Origin of the sequence: Pseudomonas nabeulensis, assembly GCF_004682045.1 — a bacterium.
Classification (GTDB): domain Bacteria; phylum Pseudomonadota; class Gammaproteobacteria; order Pseudomonadales; family Pseudomonadaceae; genus Aquipseudomonas; species Aquipseudomonas nabeulensis.
Window position 1 is genome coordinate 1 of the sequence record NZ_QUZT01000031.1, and the last position, 16,801, is coordinate 16,801.

Below are 16,801 nucleotides of genomic sequence, written 5' to 3' on the forward strand. Positions count from 1 at the left end.
GACACCTGAAATCTGCCGTCAACCTTTAATTTTGATTTTCTATCAACAAACCACTATTGATTAAAAAACAATCAAAAAGAGCCCCTGCAATAGAAAAGACCGCTTAAATAACGCCCGACGCCCTTAAGGCAGCCACATTCGCCTCCCCCAGACCCAACACCGTCTGCAGCACCTGAACCGTATGCTCCCCCAACAGGGGCGGCGCGCTGCGGTATTCCACAGGCGTCTTGGATAGCCGTATGGGGCTTGCAACCTGAGGCACCATCCCCGCCAATACATGAGGCAACTCCATCGCCAACCCACGCGCCCGAACCTGCGGATCAGCAAACACCTGCGCCAGATCATTGATCGGCCCACAAGGCACGCCAACCTGCTCCAGTTGCGACACCCATTCAGCCGTAGTCTTGAACACCGTAGCCTGACGAATCAGCGGTATCAGTTCAGCCCGATTGGCCACCCGCACCTTATTAGTAGAGAACCGCGGGTCATCCGCCCACTGCGGCTGACCAGCCACCTCGGCAAACTTACGGAACTGCCCGTCATTACCCACCGTGAGGATGAAGTCGCCGTCAGCCGTAGGAAAATCCTGGTAAGGCACGATATTCGGATGAGCATTGCCCAAGCGCTTGGGCGACACACCCGTCGTCAGGTAATTCATCGCCTGGTTCGCCAAGCAAGCCACCTGTACGTCCAGCAATGCCATATCAATATGCTGCCCGCCGCCGTCATGATCCCGATGCGCCAGCGCCGCCAGGATCGCCACGGTCGAGTAGAGCCCGGTAAGAATGTCGGTCAGCGCCACCCCAACCTTTACCGGCCCAGCCCCCTCATCACCCTCGGGCCGACCGGTCAGGCTCATCAGGCCGCCCAAACCCTGGATCATAAAGTCATAACCAGCGCGTGCCGCGTAGGGGCCCGTCTGGCCAAACCCCGTGATGGAGCAATAGATCAGCTGCGGATTAATCGCCTTGAGCGACTCATAGTCCAGGCCATAAGCCGCCAAACCACCGACCTTGAAGTTCTCAATCAAAATATCGGACTTGGCCGCCAGATCACGTACCAGCTTCTGGCCCTCCGGTCGCGTGAAGTCGATTGTCACCGACTCTTTGTTGCGATTGGCCGACAGGTAATAAGCCGCTTCACTGGTGCTATTACCATACGCATCCTTTAGAAAGGGTGGCCCCCAGGCGCGCGTGTCGTCACCGCTACCTGGTCGCTCGACCTTGATCACCTCAGCCCCAAGGTCCGCCAGTATCTGCCCGGACCAAGGCCCCGCCAGTACTCGCGACAAATCCAGTACCCGCAGATGCGAAAGCGCGCCCATGCCTATGCCCCTATTAATAGAACGCTTGAAGACCGGTTTGCGCACGACCCAAGATCAGCGCATGTACGTCGTGAGTACCCTCATACGTATTCACCACCTCAAGATTGACCAAGTGACGCGCCACACCGAACTCGTCGGAGATACCGTTGCCCCCGAGCATGTCCCGCGCCATACGTGCGATATCCAGGGATTTGCCACAGGAATTGCGTTTCATGATCGAAGTGATTTCAACCGCCGCCGTGCCTTCATCCTTCATGCGCCCCAGACGCAGGCAGCCTTGCAGGGCCAGGGTGATCTCAGTCTGCATATCGGCCAGTTTTTTCTGGATCAACTGGGTAGCCGCCAACGGACGCCCGAACTGCTGGCGATCAAGGGTGTATTGGCGGGCGGTGTGCCAGCAGAACTCCGCCGCGCCCAGCGCACCCCATGAGATGCCGTAACGCGCCGAATTCAGGCAAGTGAACGGGCCCTTCAAGCCACGCACGTCCGGGAAGATGTTCTCTTCCGGCACGAAGACGTTATCCATCACGATCTCACCGGTGATAGAAGCGCGCAGGCCGACCTTGCCGTGAATGGCAGGCGCACTGAGACCTTTCCAGTCTTTCTCCAGGACAAACCCGCGAATATCGCCGGCATCATCCTTACCCCACACCACAAACACATCCGCGATCGGGCTATTGGTGATCCACATCTTCGCGCCGGTCAGACTGTAGCCACCTTCAACTTTGCGCGCACGAGTAATCATCGCGCCTGGGTCGGAACCATGGTTAGGCTCGGTCAGACCAAAGCAACCGATCCACTCGCCAGAGGCCAGCTTCGGCAGATACTTTTGCTTCTGCGCTTCAGTGCCGAATTCATTAATAGGCACCATGACCAGTGACGACTGCACACTCATCATCGAGCGATAGCCGGAGTCGACGCGCTCCACTTCACGGGCAATCAGCCCGTAGCTGACGTAGTTCAAGCCACTGCCACCGTACTGCTCGGGAATCATCGCGCCCAGCAGCCCGGTTTCGCCCATTTCGCGGAAAATCGCAGGGTCGGTCTTTTCATGGCGGAAGGCTTCAAGTACACGCGGCGCCAGCTTGTCCTGGGCAAATTGCTCGGCGCTGTCACGCACCATGCGCTCTTCTTCGGTGAGCTGTTGATCCAGCAGCAGCGGGTCAATCCAGTTGAAGCTTGCCTTGCCAGCCATGAATAAGTCCTCGCACAGAATTCAGAAGTCGTCGGAAGAGACTAGGCGCGGCGGGCGAGGAGGGCAAACGAGGTTTCCGCATAGGGTTGTGCTAATTTCTCACTTCGAAACAAATAAGAGCGGCGTATGTACGCTTCTCAAGTGAGGACACGGTACATGCGCAGAAAAATCCCCAGCACCACCGCCCTTGTCAGTTTTGAAGCCGCGGCCCGCCATGAAAGCTTTACCAAGGCCGCGCTGGAGCTTTCCATCACCCAAGGCGCCATCTGCCGGCAGATAGCCAGCCTTGAAGAGTTTTTGAATGTCGAACTGTTTCGCCGCTCACGGCGCGGAGTCAAGCTGACAGAAGCAGGGCTGTCCTACAGTCGTCGCGTGGCCGCTCAACTGGACGCGGTAGAACGCGACACCTTGTCGGTCATGGGCCAGCAAGGCGCGAACGTAATTGAGCTGGCGGTTGTACCAACCTTTGGAACTCAGTGGCTGATACCTCGCCTCAAGGACTTCCAGCACCAACACCCGGAAGTGACGGTCAACCTCACCAACCGTACGCGCCCGTTTCTCTTTGCCGATACCGAGTTCGATGCCGCGATCTACTTCGGCGATGCCGATTGGTCGGGTACAGAATCCCACCGCCTGATGGGAGAAAACCCTGTCCCCGTGTGCAGCCCCCGCTTACTCGGTAGCCGCACGCAACTCAGCCCCCAACAGATTGCGCAACTGCCACTGCTCCAGCAAACCACTCGACCCTACGCCTGGCGCCAGTGGTTCAACACCCAGCAACTGAATATCCCCCGCGACATGACAGGGCCGCGTTACGAGCTATTCTCAATGCTGTCCCAGGCTGCAACACATGACATGGGCGTCGCGCTGATTCCGCCGTTCCTTATCCAGCGCGAACTGGAGGAGCGCCAATTGGTCATCGCGAGCCCAGAGGCGCTGACCAGCTCGAAGGCTTATTACCTGATGATTCCCGACAGAAAAGTCGAATCAGCCTCGCTGCATGCATTCAGAGACTGGCTGATTGATCAGTCACGACGTTACATCCCCAACGTTTAAAGGCTTTAATCGCTTTATTGACTTTGTAGTCAGCTAAATCATAAGCCTACAGATATACGTATATGTCGCATTTCGACAGACTGTACCTGCCAGTTGAAAATCAACCTCTACGCGTTGATTTTCAAGGCCTTCAGCGACTATTACATGCCAATACCCGCCTATTCATATGAACGATGACAAAAGCCTCTATAAATGCCTGCAGCCCTTTAAACCCATGTATTTGAAGAGGTTATTTCAGAGTGTTGCGACAATCAGTCACAGGGTGACTTGTAGTTAATTTTTCGTCACCCGTCATAATCCCTTGAAGGCCGTAAAGTTCGCCTGCAAAATGCCGCGCCCCGCTGTCATTTCAGCGGGATCGTGCTGATCGGCCGCCCCAGTTGCGCCACTCGCGGTGCACTGGCCTTTTTACAAAAAGATCAAAAGCAAAAAGATCATGCAGGAGATTTGACGTGCACATTGGTGTTCCTCTCGAAACCCAGACCGGTGAAACGCGGGTGGCTGCCACCCCGGAAACCATCAAGAAGCTGATCGGCCAGGGCCATAAGGTCACTGTACAAAGCGGAGCCGGTATTAAAGCCAGCGTCGTCGACAGTGCCTATGAAACGGCAGGCGCGACCATTGGCAGTGCCAACGACGCGTTTGGCGCCGAGCTGATTCTCAAGGTGGTAGCCCCTAGCGACAGCGAACTCGCGCTGATCAAAAGTGGCACCGTATTGGTGGGCATGCTCAACCCGTTCAGCAACGAAACCATTGCCAAGCTCGCCGAGCGTGGCATCACCGCCTTTGCGCTCGAAGCTGCGCCGCGTACCTCGCGGGCTCAAAGCCTCGACGTGCTGTCGTCCCAGGCCAACATCGCCGGCTATAAGGCCGTACTGCTCGCCGCTCATCACTACCCGCGCTTCATGCCGATGCTGATGACCGCTGCCGGTACCGTTAAAGCCGCCCGCGTGCTGATCCTCGGCGCCGGCGTTGCTGGCCTGCAGGCGATTGCTACGGCTAAACGCCTGGGTGCCGTCATCGAAGCGTCTGACGTACGCCCGGCTGTGAAAGAGCAAATCGAATCCCTCGGCGCCAAGTTCGTCGACGTGCCTTACGAGACCGATGAAGAACGCGAATGCGCGGTCGGCGTCGGCGGTTATGCCCGCCCAATGCCGACCAGCTGGATGCAGCGCCAGGCCCTGGCCGTGCACGAGCGCGCCAAGCAGGCCGACATCGTCATCACCACCGCCCTGATCCCCGGCCGTAAAGCGCCAACCTTGCTCAGCGCCGACACCGTCGCGCAGATGAAGCCCGGCTCGGTGGTCATCGACCTCGCCGCTGCCCAAGGTGGCAACTGCCCGCTGACCGTCGCCGACCAAGTCGTGGTGGAAAACGGCGTGATCATTTGTGGCCCGACCAACCTCGCCGGTGCTGTCGCCGCCGACGCCTCGGCCTTGTATGCGCGCAACCTGCTGGACTTCCTGAAGCTGGTCTTCACCAAGGAAGGGCAGTTTGAAATCAACCTCGAAGACGACATCGTCGCCGCGTGCCTGATGTGCCGCGACGGCCAAGTCATCCGCAAAAACGCCTAAGCAGGGATTCAGACGATGGAAGAGCTTATCTCCCCCGGTATCTACAACCTGATCATCTTTGTGCTGGCGATTTATGTCGGTTACCACGTGGTCTGGAACGTGACGCCCGCACTGCACACGCCATTGATGGCGGTGACCAACGCGATTTCCGCAATTGTGATCGTCGGCGCCATGCTGGCCGCCGCCCTCACCGTGACCCCACTGGGCAAGACCATGGGCACCCTGGCCGTGGCCCTGGCAGCAGTCAACGTATTCGGCGGCTTCCTGGTTACCCGTAGGATGCTGGAGATGTTCAAGAAGAAAGCGCCCAAAGCTGCGAAAGAAGAGGTGCAGAAGTAATGAGCATGAATCTGGTAACGACGCTCTACTTGATCGCGTCGATCTGCTTTATCCAGGCCCTTAAAGGCCTGTCGCATCCGACCACTTCGCGTCGCGGCAACCTGTTCGGCATGCTCGGCATGGCGCTGGCGGTACTCACTACCGTGGGCCTCATCTATAAGCTGGGTGCCGAGCTCGCAACGGCTGGTATCGGTTACGTGATCGTCGGCCTGCTGATCGGCGGCACCGCCGGTTCGATCATGGCCAAGCGCGTAGAAATGACCAAGATGCCGGAGCTGGTGGCGTTCATGCACAGCATGATCGGCCTGGCAGCGGTATTCATCGCCATTGCCGCGGTGGTCGAGCCGCAGTCCCTGGGCATCGTCAAACACTTGGGCGATTCGATCCCTGCCGGTAACCGTCTGGAGCTGTTCCTCGGCGCGGCCATCGGTGCCATCACCTTCTCCGGTTCGGTGATCGCGTTCGGCAAACTGTCGGGCAAGTACAAGTTCCGTCTGTTCCAGGGCGCACCGGTACAGTTCGGCGGCCAGCACAAGCTCAACCTGGTGCTGGGTTTGCTGACACTGGGTCTGGGCCTGGCGTTCATGTTCACCGGCAACCTCACCGCGTTCGCACTGATGCTGGCCCTGGCGTTCGTGCTGGGTGTGCTGATCATCATCCCGATTGGCGGCGCCGATATGCCGGTCGTCGTGTCGATGCTCAACAGCTACTCCGGCTGGGCAGCGGCGGGGATCGGTTTTTCGCTGAACAACTCGATGCTGATCATCGCCGGCTCCCTGGTGGGCTCCAGCGGCGCGATCCTGTCGTACATCATGTGCAAGGCGATGAACCGTTCCTTCTTTAATGTACTGCTCGGCGGTTTCGGCAATGCGCCAGATGCCAGTGCTGCGGCAGGCTCTAAAGAAGCACGCCCGGTCAAATCCGGCTCGGCTGACGACGCGACTTTCCTGCTGACCAACGCCGACACCGTGATCATCGTTCCAGGCTACGGCCTGGCGGTAGCACGGGCACAACACGCGCTCAAGGAGTTGACCGAGAAGCTGACTCACCACGGCGTGACCGTGAAGTACGCGATCCACCCCGTAGCCGGTCGTATGCCTGGCCACATGAACGTGCTGCTCGCCGAGGCCGAAGTGCCTTACGACCAGGTGTTCGAGATGGAAGACATCAACTCCGAGTTCGGCCAGGCCGACGTGGTGCTGGTGTTGGGCGCCAACGACGTGGTCAACCCGGCCGCGAAGAACGACCCCAACTCACCCATTGCCGGCATGCCGATTCTCGAAGCCTTCAAGGCCAAGACCATTATCGTCAACAAGCGCTCGATGGCCAGCGGTTATGCCGGTTTGGACAACGAACTGTTCTACCTGGACAAGACCATGATGGTCTTTGGTGACGCAAAGAAGGTCATCGAAGACATGGTCAAAGCCGTCGAGTAACCCTGCTACAGCGCAATACTCGAAACCCCGGCCTAACGTAGGCTGGGGTTTTTTATTGCTTCATGAAACCCGACCAAAGGCTCTAAATCGCTGCCCGGCATTCGACCATGGTAGCGGGCCGTTTTTTTTTGAAATCACTAAACTGCGCACCTTGCTTCCGTAGCCTGAGATAAGAATCCATGTACCGTGATCGCATCCGCTTGCCTTCGTTGTTGAACAAGGTCATGAGCGCGGCAGACGCCGCCGCACTGATCGAAGACGGCATGACCGTCGGCATGAGCGGTTTCACCCGTGCCGGTGAAGCCAAAGCCGTACCTCACGCCCTGGCCGAACGCGCCAAGACCTCCCCGCTGCAAATCACCCTGATGACCGGTGCCAGCCTGGGCAACGACCTGGACAAGCAGCTCACCGAAGCCGGCGTACTGTCCCGACGCATGCCGTTCCAGGTCGACAGCACCCTGCGTAAGGCCATCAACGCCGGCAAGGTCATGTTCATTGATCAGCATCTGTCGGAAACCGTTGAGCAACTGCGCAACAACCAGCTCAAGTTGCCGGACATCGCCGTGATTGAAGCGGTGGCGATCACCGAGCAGGGCCACATTGTGCCGACCACGTCCGTGGGCAACTCGGCCAGCTTCGCGATTTTTGCCAAGCAGGTGATCGTCGAGATCAACCTGGCACACAACGCGAACCTGGAAGGGTTGCACGACATCTATATCCCGACCTACCGCCCGACCCGCACACCGATCCCACTGGTGAAGGTCGACGACCGCATTGGCAGCACCGCAATCCCGATCCCGCCGGAAAAGATCGTCGCCATCGTGATCACCAACCAGGCCGACTCCGCCTCCACGGTGACGCCGCCTGACAGCGACACCCAGGGCATCGCCAATCACCTGATCAACTTCCTCAAGCAGGAAGTGGACGCCGGGCGCATGACCAACAAGCTCGGCCCACTGCAGGCCGGCATCGGCAACATCGCCAACGCGGTAATGTGCGGCCTGATCGAATCGCCGTTCGAAGAACTGACCATGTACTCGGAAGTGTTGCAGGACTCCACATTCGACCTGATCGACGCCGGCAAGCTGAGCTTCGCCTCGGGCAGTTCGATCACCTTGTCGGAGCGGCGCAACGCCGACGTGTTCGGCAATCTGGAGAAGTACAAGGACAAACTGGTCCTACGCCCACAGGAAATCTCCAACCACCCTGAGGTGGTACGCCGCCTGGGGATTATCGGGATCAACACGGCGCTGGAGTTCGACATCTACGGCAACGTCAACTCCACCCACGTCTGCGGCACGCGGATGATGAACGGCATTGGCGGCTCCGGGGACTTCGCGCGCAACGCGCACCTGGCGATCTTTGTCACCAAATCCATCGCCAAGGGTGGCGCGATTTCCAGTGTGGTGCCGATGGTCAGCCATGTGGACCATACCGAGCATGACGTCGACATCCTGGTGACCGAAGTCGGGCTGGCCGACCTGCGCGGCCTGGCACCACGGGAGCGGGCACGGGTGATCATCGACAACTGTGTGCATCCGGCGTATCGCGACGCGCTGAACACCTACTTCGATGCCGCTTGCGCCATTGGCGGGCACACCCCGCACATCCTGCGCGAGGCACTGAGTTGGCACATTAACCTGGAAGAAACCGGGCATATGCTCAAGGCGTGATTGATACAGATTCGGGCTGATGCAAATACAGTTTCATCAGCCCGGATGCCTCTCGCTTGGTTCTGACAAAAACTGTACTGCTGTACCGGTCTTTTCCTACCGAAATATCCCACACCACTTCCCGAAAATGCCCATTTCGCACTGTTTCAGTGCGCATAGGTACAGTTGCCCCATTTCCGTACAGTACAGCACCCTTAAACAGTTAACTGGCCCCTCACAATACAGGTGAACTGTATCTAGAGAGTCTTGCGCCGGGAGAGGATCATTGGCATCAGTTAAACCACTACCTAATCCCGCCACAAGCGGAAGGATGTCATCATGGAACGTACACTCAGTTCCGATCTGTTCTTCGAAGAAAAAGCTGTAAACACCCAGGCCTCCCTGCCTTTGCGCGTTATCGCCAACCTGATGTTGTGGCAGCGCCGCATCTCCAGCCGCCACCAATTGGCTCGTCTGGATTCGCGTCTGCTGGCTGACGCTGGTATCAGCGAAGCTCAACGCTACGAAGAGCTGAGCAAGCCGTTCTGGCGCTAATTTAGCGCTCGCTGGCCCTGACCTCTCGGGTCCACCGCCAGCAACCAGATTTGTCACAACAAAGCCCGCTCCGGGTAACCGGAAGCGGGCTTTGTTTTGCCTGGGATTTTCCTCGAAAAGGCAAAACAGTACAATTTTATAAAAATCAAAAACAACCAGTACACTTTAAATAGAATGCCTAACTGCCCGCTCGCGGATTAATATCCCGCCCTAGCCGTTCATTAAAAGGAGTCTCCTATGTCCCGTCTTCGCCTGCTGAGTGCCGCTGCCCTGTTGGCTGTGGCTGCAAACGCCCATGCGACCAGCCTTATCGTGACCACTGACTCGATCGTTGGCGCACTCAAAGCCACCTCTGACGCCACTTCCGATGCCACCTCGTCCCTGCGTGACAACAAGGTCGTCCGCGCTGCCCGTGATGACGCCGCCAGCTTTGTCGCCACCAACGGCGCCATCCGCGGCGTGAAGCTGGAAAGCGCCCTGGCTCAAATCCGTCAACAAGCTCCACAACTGAACACTGCGACTGACGCGCAACTGGCCCAAGCAATCCTGGCTATCTGACCGCGGGGCTGATGCCTGGGCGCTGGCTCTCGCCCGGGCATTACGCTAGCCTTGGCGCTCGTTTTCAGTTGTCGAGTCCCATGGCTTTTTCATACCGTCTGTTAATCGTCCCCGTGTTGTTTTCCGCTGGCTGGTCACCCTTGGCTTCGGCCTTTGACCTGACCACCCAAAGCACTGTCGCGACCGCGTATGCCACCAGCAAGGTGACGTCTGCGCCGTTCGACAGGAAAGTGATCGTAGCCGCCCAGGATGACGCGGCCGCGTTCATTGCCACAGACGGCCAATGGTGCGGGGCGCGGCTGGAATCGGCGCTGGATTATCTGCGCCGCACCCAGCCAAAACTTAACGCCAGCGACCGTGAACTGGCACAAGCAATTCTCGTCCAATAGTTATCTTTGTATTTCGGAGTCATTCCATGCGTAGCCCGCTGATCGCCGCCACCCTTGGCCTGCTGTTGTTGGCCGACGTTGCCCAGGCGCATACCCTGGTGGCCACCAGTAACATCATTGTTCGCGCCTCTGGCCGTACCATTGATTTCACCTCGGACACCACCACCTCCATCCGCGATTCCAAAGTCGTGCGCGAAGCCCACGATGATGCCGCCAGTTTCGTCGCCAGCAATGGCGAGATCCGTGGCGCACAACTGGAAGCGGCCTTCGACACCATTCGTACACGCATGCCCGAAACGCGTGACGTCAGTGACCAGAGCCTCGCCGAAGCTATCCTCGCGCTGTGAGGCGCCTCGCCGCCTGGCTCTTGGCGTGGGCTGTGCTGCTCAGTGCAGGCGCAGCCCAGGCCAGCCTGCAACTGCGGCTCAAGACCGAAGGCTTGAGCGCGGCCCAACAGCAGGCCAGCCAGGCGTTGCTCGATGAAGCAATGCGCTCGTTGCCACCGCGCTTCATCGAGCAGTTGGATCGGCGTATCGATGTCGGCTGGACCGACAAGATGCCCGAGAACGCCTACGGCCAGGCGTCCCTGGTGTCCGAACTGGACCTCAACAGCAACCTGCTCGCCAGCCTGACCGACGGCAGCGCTGCCACGCAAAAAACCCATCGTCCCCACGGCACCGTGCGCCGGGAAATGCTCGCCACCGTGCTGCATGAACTGACCCACATCTACGACCGTGCGCGCCTGTGGTCCAACGACGAGCGCCAACTGATCAACCGTTGCAGCCGCCAGAACAACATCACCGGCCTGATCGGCCTGCCCGACCAATGCCGTGGCCAGAATGACCGCCGCTTCACCTTGAGCGACGACCCGCGCCTGCTGGATCTCGCCGGCTGGCCGCAATACGTCGGCCGCCGTGGTGAGCGAGAACAGCATAACCATCAGGTTGCCCGCAGCCCGGACATCTACGAAACCACCAGCCCGCTGGAATTCGTTGCGGTCAACATGGAGTACTTCCTGCTCGATCCCAGCTACAGCTGCCGACGCCCCGCGCTGTTTCGTTATTACAAGGAACACTTCGGCTGGGCACCGCCCGAGCAGGACGCTTGCGCGAAGACCTACCCCTTCCTGAACGCCGGCAACGACTTTGCCAAGACCCCGCTGGGCCAGATTGACCCGGAGCGCGTCTACGAAATCGACTACCTGCTGGCCGAAGCCAACCAGAACCTGGTCAGCCGCTGGGGCCACAGCATGTTGCGCCTGGTGATCTGCGCCCCCGGCCGCCCACGTGGTCCGGATTGCCGGTTGGACCTGGACCAGCACCTGGTGTTGTCCTATCGCGCGTTCGTCGGTGACGTACAACTGTCGAGCTGGGATGGTTTGGTGGGCAAGTACCCGTCGCGACTGTTCGTACTGCCGCTGGCCCAGGTGATCGACGAATACACCAAGACCGAACTGCGCGGCCTGGCCTCTGTGCCCCTGAAACTGACGCGCCAGGAAATCAACGACACCGTCGAGCACGCCGCCGAGATGCATTGGAGCTACGACGGCAATTACTTCTTCATTTCCAATAACTGTGCAGTGGAGAGTTTGAAACTGTTGCGCAGCGGCAGCGCCAATCCGCAACTGACCGGGCTGGACAACATCACCCCCAACGGGTTGCTGGAAGTCCTCAGCGCCCGCGGCCTGGCCGACACCAGCGTACTCGACGACAAACGCAACGCCCTGCGCCTGGGCTATCACTTCGACTCCTTCCGCGAACGCTACCAGGCGATGTTCGACGTACTGCGCAAGCATCTGCCGATCAAGCAGACCCAGGTCGAAGACTGGCTGTCCCTCAGCGCCGCCGAGCGCCGCCCATGGTTCGACCAGGCCGACCTGCGCACCAGCGCCGCACTGTTGCTGCTGGAACAGGCGAGCTACCGCAAGCAATTGATGCTCGCCCAGGACGAAGTCAAACAGCGCTATCTCGGCGCCCGCGAGCTGAAAAACGGCGGCATGGAGAAGGCCAATCACACCTTGCAACAAATCCTCGCCAACAGCGGCTTCCTCAGCCGCCCGGCAGAACTGCTGGACAGCGGCGGCTACGGCTTGCCGCAACCGTCTGAAGCCAAACGCCTGGAATCGGAAAGCGCCGAGCGCCAGAAGCAGCTGCAATCGCTGACTGGCGATTTGGATAAAGAGGTGAGGGCGCTGCTGGACCCGGCCCGTGCGGATGAGATTGCCGCCTGCGAGGCTAACCTCAAGCAAGTAGGCGAACACTTGCGCAAGCTTCACAAAGCCGCCGGCGGCCTCGAACTGCCCTAAAGTAAACACATATCCAATGTGGGAGGGGGCTTGCCCCCGATAGCGGTGTGTCAGCCACCAGATTTATTGGCTGATCCACTGCAATCGGGGGCAAGCCCCCTCCCACATTTGATCTCTATATGTCCAAAGACTGTGTGTCTTCCCTTTATCACCTGTTTTTCCAGCGAAAGCTGGCTGAAAGCTTACCCGTCTAGGATCGCCCCCAACTGCCGGCAACAGACCGGCTGTACACAACAACAATGGTGATTCCCGATGTCCGCTCGTACCCGCCTGTTTGCCCCAACTCCCCCCGTACGCCTCGTGCCTTTCGTTCTGCGCTGAGCCCCATCCGGTTCGCCATTCCTTAGCCGCGCTACGCCTGGAGTATTCCTATGCTGACTTTCCTTGGCTTTGCCATGGTCATCACGTTCATGTTCCTGATCATGACCAAGCGCCTGTCCGCGCTGATCGCCTTGATCATCGTGCCTATCCTGTTCGCGCTGTTCGGCGGTTTCGCGCCGGAGATCGGCCCGATGATGCTGGCAGGCATCACCAAGCTTGCGCCAACGGGCGTGATGCTGATGTTCGCCATTCTCTACTTTGCCCTGATGATCGACTCCGGCCTGTTCGACCCGGCCGTGCGCAAGATCCTCAAGATGGTCAAGGGCGACCCGCTGAAGGTCTCGGTCGGCACCGCCGTGCTGGCTCTGGTGGTTTCCCTCGACGGTGACGGCGCCACCACCTACATGATCTGCGTAGCCGCCATGCTGCCGCTGTACCAGCGCATCGGCATGAGCCCACGGATCATGGCCGGCCTGATCATCCTCGCCGGTGGCGTGATGAACATGACCCCTTGGGGTGGCCCAACTGCCCGTGCCGCCAGTGCGCTGCACGTGGACCCGTCGGATATCTTTGTGCCGATGATCCCGGCCATGGCCGCCGGGGTCGTGGCGATTCTGGTGATCGCCTATATGTACGGTAAGCGCGAACGTGCCCGCCTGGGTGAACTGCACCTGCAAGGCGATGAGATCGACCACAGCGAAATCAGCGTGTCGCAATACCCTGACGCCCGCCGTCCCAAGCTGATCTGGTTCAACGGCGCGCTGACCTTCGCCCTGATGTGCACCCTGATCGCCGGCCTTTTGCCGTTGCCAGTGCTGTTCATGGTGGCGTTCAGTATCGCGATGATCGTCAACTACCCGTGCCTGCAGATGCAGAAAGACCGCATCGCCGCCCACTCCGGCAGCGTACTGGCAGTGACCGGGCTGATCTTCGCCGCGGGTATCTTCACCGGCATCCTGTCGGGCACCGGCATGGTCGATGCCATGTCCAAGAGCCTGCTGGCGGTCATTCCTGACGCGTTGGGCCCGTACCTGGCGGTGATCACTGCGTTGGTGAGCATGCCGTTCACCTTCTTCATGTCCAACGATGCGTTTTACTACGGCGTACTGCCGGTGCTGGCCGAAGCCGCCAGCCATTACGGCATCACCGCCGTGGAAATGGCCCGCGCCTCCATCGTTGGCCAGCCGGTGCACTTGCTCAGCCCGCTGGTGCCGTCCACCTACCTGTTGGTGGCCCTGGCCGGTATCGAATTCGGCGATCACCAGCGCTTCACCCTCAAGTGGGCAGTGCTGGTGTGCCTGTGCATAATGTTCGCCGCGTTGCTGATGGGGATTTTTCCTCTGTTCAGCACTCTATAATCCTACCGACTCACCGGGCGGCGCTGCAGCTTGCCCGGTTTAACACTTGCTCAAAGGAATACACATGGAATGGCTGACCAATCCGGAAATCTGGATTGCCTTCTTCACCCTGACGGCCCTCGAGATCGTCCTGGGTATCGATAACATCATCATGATTTCGATCCTGGTCAGCCGCATGCCCAAGCATATGCAGGCGCGCACCCGGATCTTCGGCCTGGCGCTGGCCATGGTCACGCGAATCCTGTTGCTGCTGTCGATCACCTGGGTGATGCAACTGACCGCCGACCTGTTCGTGGTGTTCGGCCAAGGCATCTCCGGTCGCGACTTGATCCTGTTCTTCGGCGGCCTGTTCCTGCTGTGGAAAAGCTCCCAGGAGATGTACCACGCCCTGGAAGGTGAAGACGAAACCCACGATGAGCCGAAAGGCGCCGGTGGCAAGTTCATCTACACCATCATTCAGATCGCCATCATCGACATCGTGTTCTCCCTGGACTCGGTGATCACCGCCGTCGGCATGGTCTCCCATGTGCCGGTGATGGTCGCGGCGATTGTCGTGGCCGTACTGGTGATGATGCTGGCCGCTGGCACCATCAGCGAATTCATCGACAAGCACCCGTCGCTGAAAATGCTCGCGCTGTCGTTCCTGCTGGTCGTGGGTACGGTGTTGATCGCCGAAGCCTTCGACGTGCACGTGCCAAAAGGCTACGTCTACTTCGCCATGGCGTTCTCCCTGGCGGTAGAAGCGGTGAACATCAAGATGCGCACCGCCATCGCGAAAAAGAAGAAACAGCAGGATCCGGTGAAACTGCGCAAGGACATTCCGGGTCAATAAACCCGAGCCAGACCAAAAGGGGCTTTTTATAAGCCCCTTTTTTTCATCCGTAGAAAGCTGATTTCATGACACTTTTGTTTCAATCCCCACTTTAGCTATGCGATGCTGGCGCAGAGCCCATTCGCCAACTACAGCTTAAGTACAAGAAGTAGAACGGCACGCGGCAAACTTCCTTCGCTCTTTTTCGAGCGCACCCACACGGGGGGCCGAGCATGCTGACCTTGCTCAATCTGCTTTCCGCCGTGACCCTGCTTATCTGGGGCACGCACATCGTCCGAACCGGCATCCTGCGGGTCTACGGTTCCAACTTGCGCCAAGTCATCGGGCAGAACATGTCCAAGCGCTGGCTGGCGTTTGTCGCCGGTATCCTGGTGACAGCCATGGTGCAGAGCAGCAACGCCACGGCGATGCTGGTTACTTCGTTTGTCGGCCAAGGCCTGATGGGGCTGACGCCCGCACTGGCGACCATGCTCGGTGCCGACGTCGGTACGGCGTTGATGGCGCGGGTGCTGACCTTTGATTTGTCCTGGTTGTCGCCGCTGCTGATCTTTCTCGGGGTGATTTTCTTTCTGTCGCGCAAACAGACGCGGGCAGGGCAGATGGGCCGCGTCGGGATCGGCCTGGGCTTGATCATTCTTGCGCTGCAATTGATCGTCGAAGCCGCCGGGCCGATTACCCATGCCCAGGGGGTCAAAGTCATCTTCGCCTCGCTGACCGGCGACATCATGCTGGACGCCTTGGTCGGCGCGCTGTTCGCCATGATTTCCTACTCCAGCCTGGCTGCGGTGCTGTTGACCGCCACCCTGGCCGGTGCCGGAGTGATCGGTTTGCACGTGGCCATCGGCCTGGTGATCGGCGCCAATATCGGCAGCGGTGTGCTGGCGTTCCTCAGCACCAATATGCAAAACGCCGCCGGGCGCCAAGTGGCCCTCGGCAGCCTGTTGTACAAATTGATCGGCCTGTTGCTGATCATTCCGGTACTCGACCCCCTCGTACGCTGGATGGACGGCTTGGACTACAGCGCCCAAGGCATGGTCATCACCTTCCACCTGCTCTACAACGTCAGCCGCTGCCTGATCCTGCTGCCCAGCATTGGCCCGATGTCACGCCTGTGCGCCTGGCTGCTGCCGGAACAACCGGAAGCCAACGGCAAGGCCAAGCCGCGCCACCTCGACCCGACCGCGCTCGACACCCCAAGCCTGGCCCTGGCCAACGCCGCCCGCGAAACCCTGCGCCTGGGCGACCTGATCGACAATATGCTGACCTCAATGCAGGAAGTGCTGCGCGGCAAACAAACCGCCATCACCCAGGAAATGCGCAGCCTCAGCGACGACGTTGAAGCGCTCTACAGCGCGATCAAGCTCTATCTGGCGCAAATGCCCCGCGAAGACCTCAGTGAACAAGACAGCCGCCGCTGGGCCGAGATCATCGAACTGTCGATCAACCTGAAACTGGCCGGTGACCTGATCGAACGCATGCTGCGCAAAGTCCAGCAGCAAAAAACCTCCCAGCGCCGGCAATTCTCCGAAGTCGGCCTGGAAGAACTCTCCGGCTTGCACAGCCAGTTGATCGCCAACTTGCGCCTGGGCCTGTCGGTATTCCTCAGCGCCGACCCGGAAAGCGCGCGCCAATTACTGCGTGAGAAGCGTCGCTTCCGCGCCCAGGAACGCCGCCTGGCCCACGCCCATGTGAGCCGCCTGCAACGCAAGATCGTACAGAGCCTGGAGACCAGTTCCCTGCACCTGGAGCTGATTGCCGACATGAAACGCCTCAACTCGTTGTTTTGCAGCAGTGCGTATGTAGTGTTGGAAACGTCCGACACCGGCGCGCTCTCCGCCGACGATATTGCCGACATCACACATTCGCCCTGAACGGATGATGGCCCGTGAAGTCAGTTAAAACTGACC

At 59.3% G+C, this 16,801-nt stretch carries 15 protein-coding genes; 13 read left to right on the top strand and 2 right to left on the bottom strand.

The window, feature by feature from the left end:
* Positions 1 to 103 precede the first annotated feature (103 nt).
* On the bottom strand, positions 104 to 1,324 hold the full coding sequence (locus DYL61_RS16985; RefSeq protein WP_135309286.1) for a CaiB/BaiF CoA transferase family protein: 1,221 nt from the start codon (positions 1,322 to 1,324) through the stop codon (positions 104 to 106).
* A 13-nt stretch (positions 1,325 to 1,337) separates the two neighbouring features.
* Complete coding sequence (locus DYL61_RS16990) at positions 1,338 to 2,519, bottom strand: acyl-CoA dehydrogenase (RefSeq protein ID WP_135309287.1); 1,182 nt, start codon at positions 2,517 to 2,519, stop codon at positions 1,338 to 1,340.
* 156 nt (positions 2,520 to 2,675) lie between these two features.
* On the opposite strand from DYL61_RS16990, the gene DYL61_RS16995 reads away from it, so the two are divergent.
* The 13 genes from DYL61_RS16995 (at position 2,676) to DYL61_RS17060 (ending at position 16,765) form a co-directional block, all read left to right on the top strand.
* Positions 2,676 to 3,575 carry a LysR family transcriptional regulator gene (locus DYL61_RS16995; RefSeq protein WP_135309288.1) on the top strand — a complete coding sequence of 300 codons (900 nt, stop codon included), beginning with the start codon at positions 2,676 to 2,678 and terminating at the stop codon, positions 3,573 to 3,575.
* A 452-nt stretch (positions 3,576 to 4,027) separates the two neighbouring features.
* Positions 4,028 to 5,149: a Re/Si-specific NAD(P)(+) transhydrogenase subunit alpha gene (locus DYL61_RS17000; RefSeq protein WP_135309289.1), complete on the top strand. Its 1,122-nt coding sequence runs from the start codon at positions 4,028 to 4,030 to the stop codon at positions 5,147 to 5,149.
* A 15-nt stretch (positions 5,150 to 5,164) separates the two neighbouring features.
* Complete coding sequence (locus DYL61_RS17005; RefSeq protein WP_017736000.1) at positions 5,165 to 5,488, top strand: NAD(P) transhydrogenase subunit alpha part 2; 324 nt, start codon at positions 5,165 to 5,167, stop codon at positions 5,486 to 5,488.
* Positions 5,488 to 6,924 carry an NAD(P)(+) transhydrogenase (Re/Si-specific) subunit beta gene (locus tag DYL61_RS17010; RefSeq protein ID WP_135309290.1) on the top strand — a complete coding sequence of 479 codons (1,437 nt, stop codon included), beginning with the start codon at positions 5,488 to 5,490 and terminating at the stop codon, positions 6,922 to 6,924. The genes DYL61_RS17005 and DYL61_RS17010 overlap by 1 nt, the downstream gene beginning before the upstream one ends.
* A gap of 179 nt (positions 6,925 to 7,103) precedes the next feature.
* Positions 7,104 to 8,597: an acetyl-CoA hydrolase/transferase family protein gene (locus DYL61_RS17015; protein WP_135309291.1), complete on the top strand. Its 1,494-nt coding sequence runs from the start codon at positions 7,104 to 7,106 to the stop codon at positions 8,595 to 8,597.
* A gap of 318 nt (positions 8,598 to 8,915) precedes the next feature.
* Positions 8,916 to 9,131, top strand: coding sequence for a DUF1127 domain-containing protein (locus tag DYL61_RS17020; protein WP_010168694.1), 216 nt, complete (start codon positions 8,916 to 8,918; stop codon positions 9,129 to 9,131).
* Between the two features lie 237 nt (positions 9,132 to 9,368).
* On the top strand, positions 9,369 to 9,689 hold the full coding sequence (locus DYL61_RS17025) for a DUF2388 domain-containing protein (protein WP_105699074.1): 321 nt from the start codon (positions 9,369 to 9,371) through the stop codon (positions 9,687 to 9,689).
* 80 nt (positions 9,690 to 9,769) lie between these two features.
* Entirely contained in the window at positions 9,770 to 10,078 is a 309-nt protein-coding gene (locus tag DYL61_RS17030) for a DUF2388 domain-containing protein (protein ID WP_135309292.1), read from the top strand.
* 26 nt (positions 10,079 to 10,104) lie between these two features.
* Positions 10,105 to 10,425 carry a DUF2388 domain-containing protein gene (locus DYL61_RS17035; protein WP_105699072.1) on the top strand — a complete coding sequence of 107 codons (321 nt, stop codon included), beginning with the start codon at positions 10,105 to 10,107 and terminating at the stop codon, positions 10,423 to 10,425.
* On the top strand, positions 10,422 to 12,383 hold the full coding sequence (locus DYL61_RS17040) for a DUF7844 domain-containing protein (protein ID WP_135309293.1): 1,962 nt from the start codon (positions 10,422 to 10,424) through the stop codon (positions 12,381 to 12,383). The genes DYL61_RS17035 and DYL61_RS17040 overlap by 4 nt, the downstream gene beginning before the upstream one ends.
* A gap of 371 nt (positions 12,384 to 12,754) precedes the next feature.
* The gene (locus DYL61_RS17050; RefSeq protein ID WP_135309294.1) at positions 12,755 to 14,062 is read left to right on the top strand and encodes a CitMHS family transporter; all 1,308 of its coding nucleotides are present in this window, start codon (positions 12,755 to 12,757) and stop codon (positions 14,060 to 14,062) included.
* A 64-nt stretch (positions 14,063 to 14,126) separates the two neighbouring features.
* Entirely contained in the window at positions 14,127 to 14,894 is a 768-nt protein-coding gene (locus tag DYL61_RS17055) for a TerC family protein (RefSeq protein ID WP_105699069.1), read from the top strand.
* A 212-nt stretch (positions 14,895 to 15,106) separates the two neighbouring features.
* On the top strand, positions 15,107 to 16,765 hold the full coding sequence (locus DYL61_RS17060; protein WP_135309295.1) for a Na/Pi cotransporter family protein: 1,659 nt from the start codon (positions 15,107 to 15,109) through the stop codon (positions 16,763 to 16,765).
* The last annotated feature ends 36 nt before the right edge of the window (positions 16,766 to 16,801 follow it).

What these genes read in the sequence shown, in the direction of transcription:
- DYL61_RS17060 (WP_135309295.1), top strand. Translation starts at nt 15,107, where the DNA reads ATGCTGACCTTGCTCAATCTGCTTTCCGCCGTGACCCTGCTTATCTGG.
- DYL61_RS17055 (WP_105699069.1), top strand. Translation starts at nt 14,127, where the DNA reads ATGGAATGGCTGACCAATCCGGAAATCTGGATTGCCTTCTTCACCCTG.
- DYL61_RS16995 (WP_135309288.1), top strand. Translation starts at nt 2,676, where the DNA reads ATGCGCAGAAAAATCCCCAGCACCACCGCCCTTGTCAGTTTTGAAGCC.
- DYL61_RS17030 (WP_135309292.1), top strand. Translation starts at nt 9,770, where the DNA reads ATGGCTTTTTCATACCGTCTGTTAATCGTCCCCGTGTTGTTTTCCGCT.
- DYL61_RS17035 (WP_105699072.1), top strand. Translation starts at nt 10,105, where the DNA reads ATGCGTAGCCCGCTGATCGCCGCCACCCTTGGCCTGCTGTTGTTGGCC.
- DYL61_RS17020 (WP_010168694.1), top strand. Translation starts at nt 8,916, where the DNA reads ATGGAACGTACACTCAGTTCCGATCTGTTCTTCGAAGAAAAAGCTGTA.
- DYL61_RS17050 (WP_135309294.1), top strand. Translation starts at nt 12,755, where the DNA reads ATGCTGACTTTCCTTGGCTTTGCCATGGTCATCACGTTCATGTTCCTG.
- DYL61_RS16990 (WP_135309287.1), bottom strand. Translation starts at nt 2,519, where the DNA reads ATGGCTGGCAAGGCAAGCTTCAACTGGATTGACCCGCTGCTGCTGGAT.
- DYL61_RS17010 (WP_135309290.1), top strand. Translation starts at nt 5,488, where the DNA reads ATGAGCATGAATCTGGTAACGACGCTCTACTTGATCGCGTCGATCTGC.
- DYL61_RS17015 (WP_135309291.1), top strand. Translation starts at nt 7,104, where the DNA reads ATGTACCGTGATCGCATCCGCTTGCCTTCGTTGTTGAACAAGGTCATG.
- DYL61_RS17005 (WP_017736000.1), top strand. Translation starts at nt 5,165, where the DNA reads ATGGAAGAGCTTATCTCCCCCGGTATCTACAACCTGATCATCTTTGTG.
- DYL61_RS17025 (WP_105699074.1), top strand. Translation starts at nt 9,369, where the DNA reads ATGTCCCGTCTTCGCCTGCTGAGTGCCGCTGCCCTGTTGGCTGTGGCT.
- DYL61_RS16985 (WP_135309286.1), bottom strand. Translation starts at nt 1,324, where the DNA reads ATGGGCGCGCTTTCGCATCTGCGGGTACTGGATTTGTCGCGAGTACTG.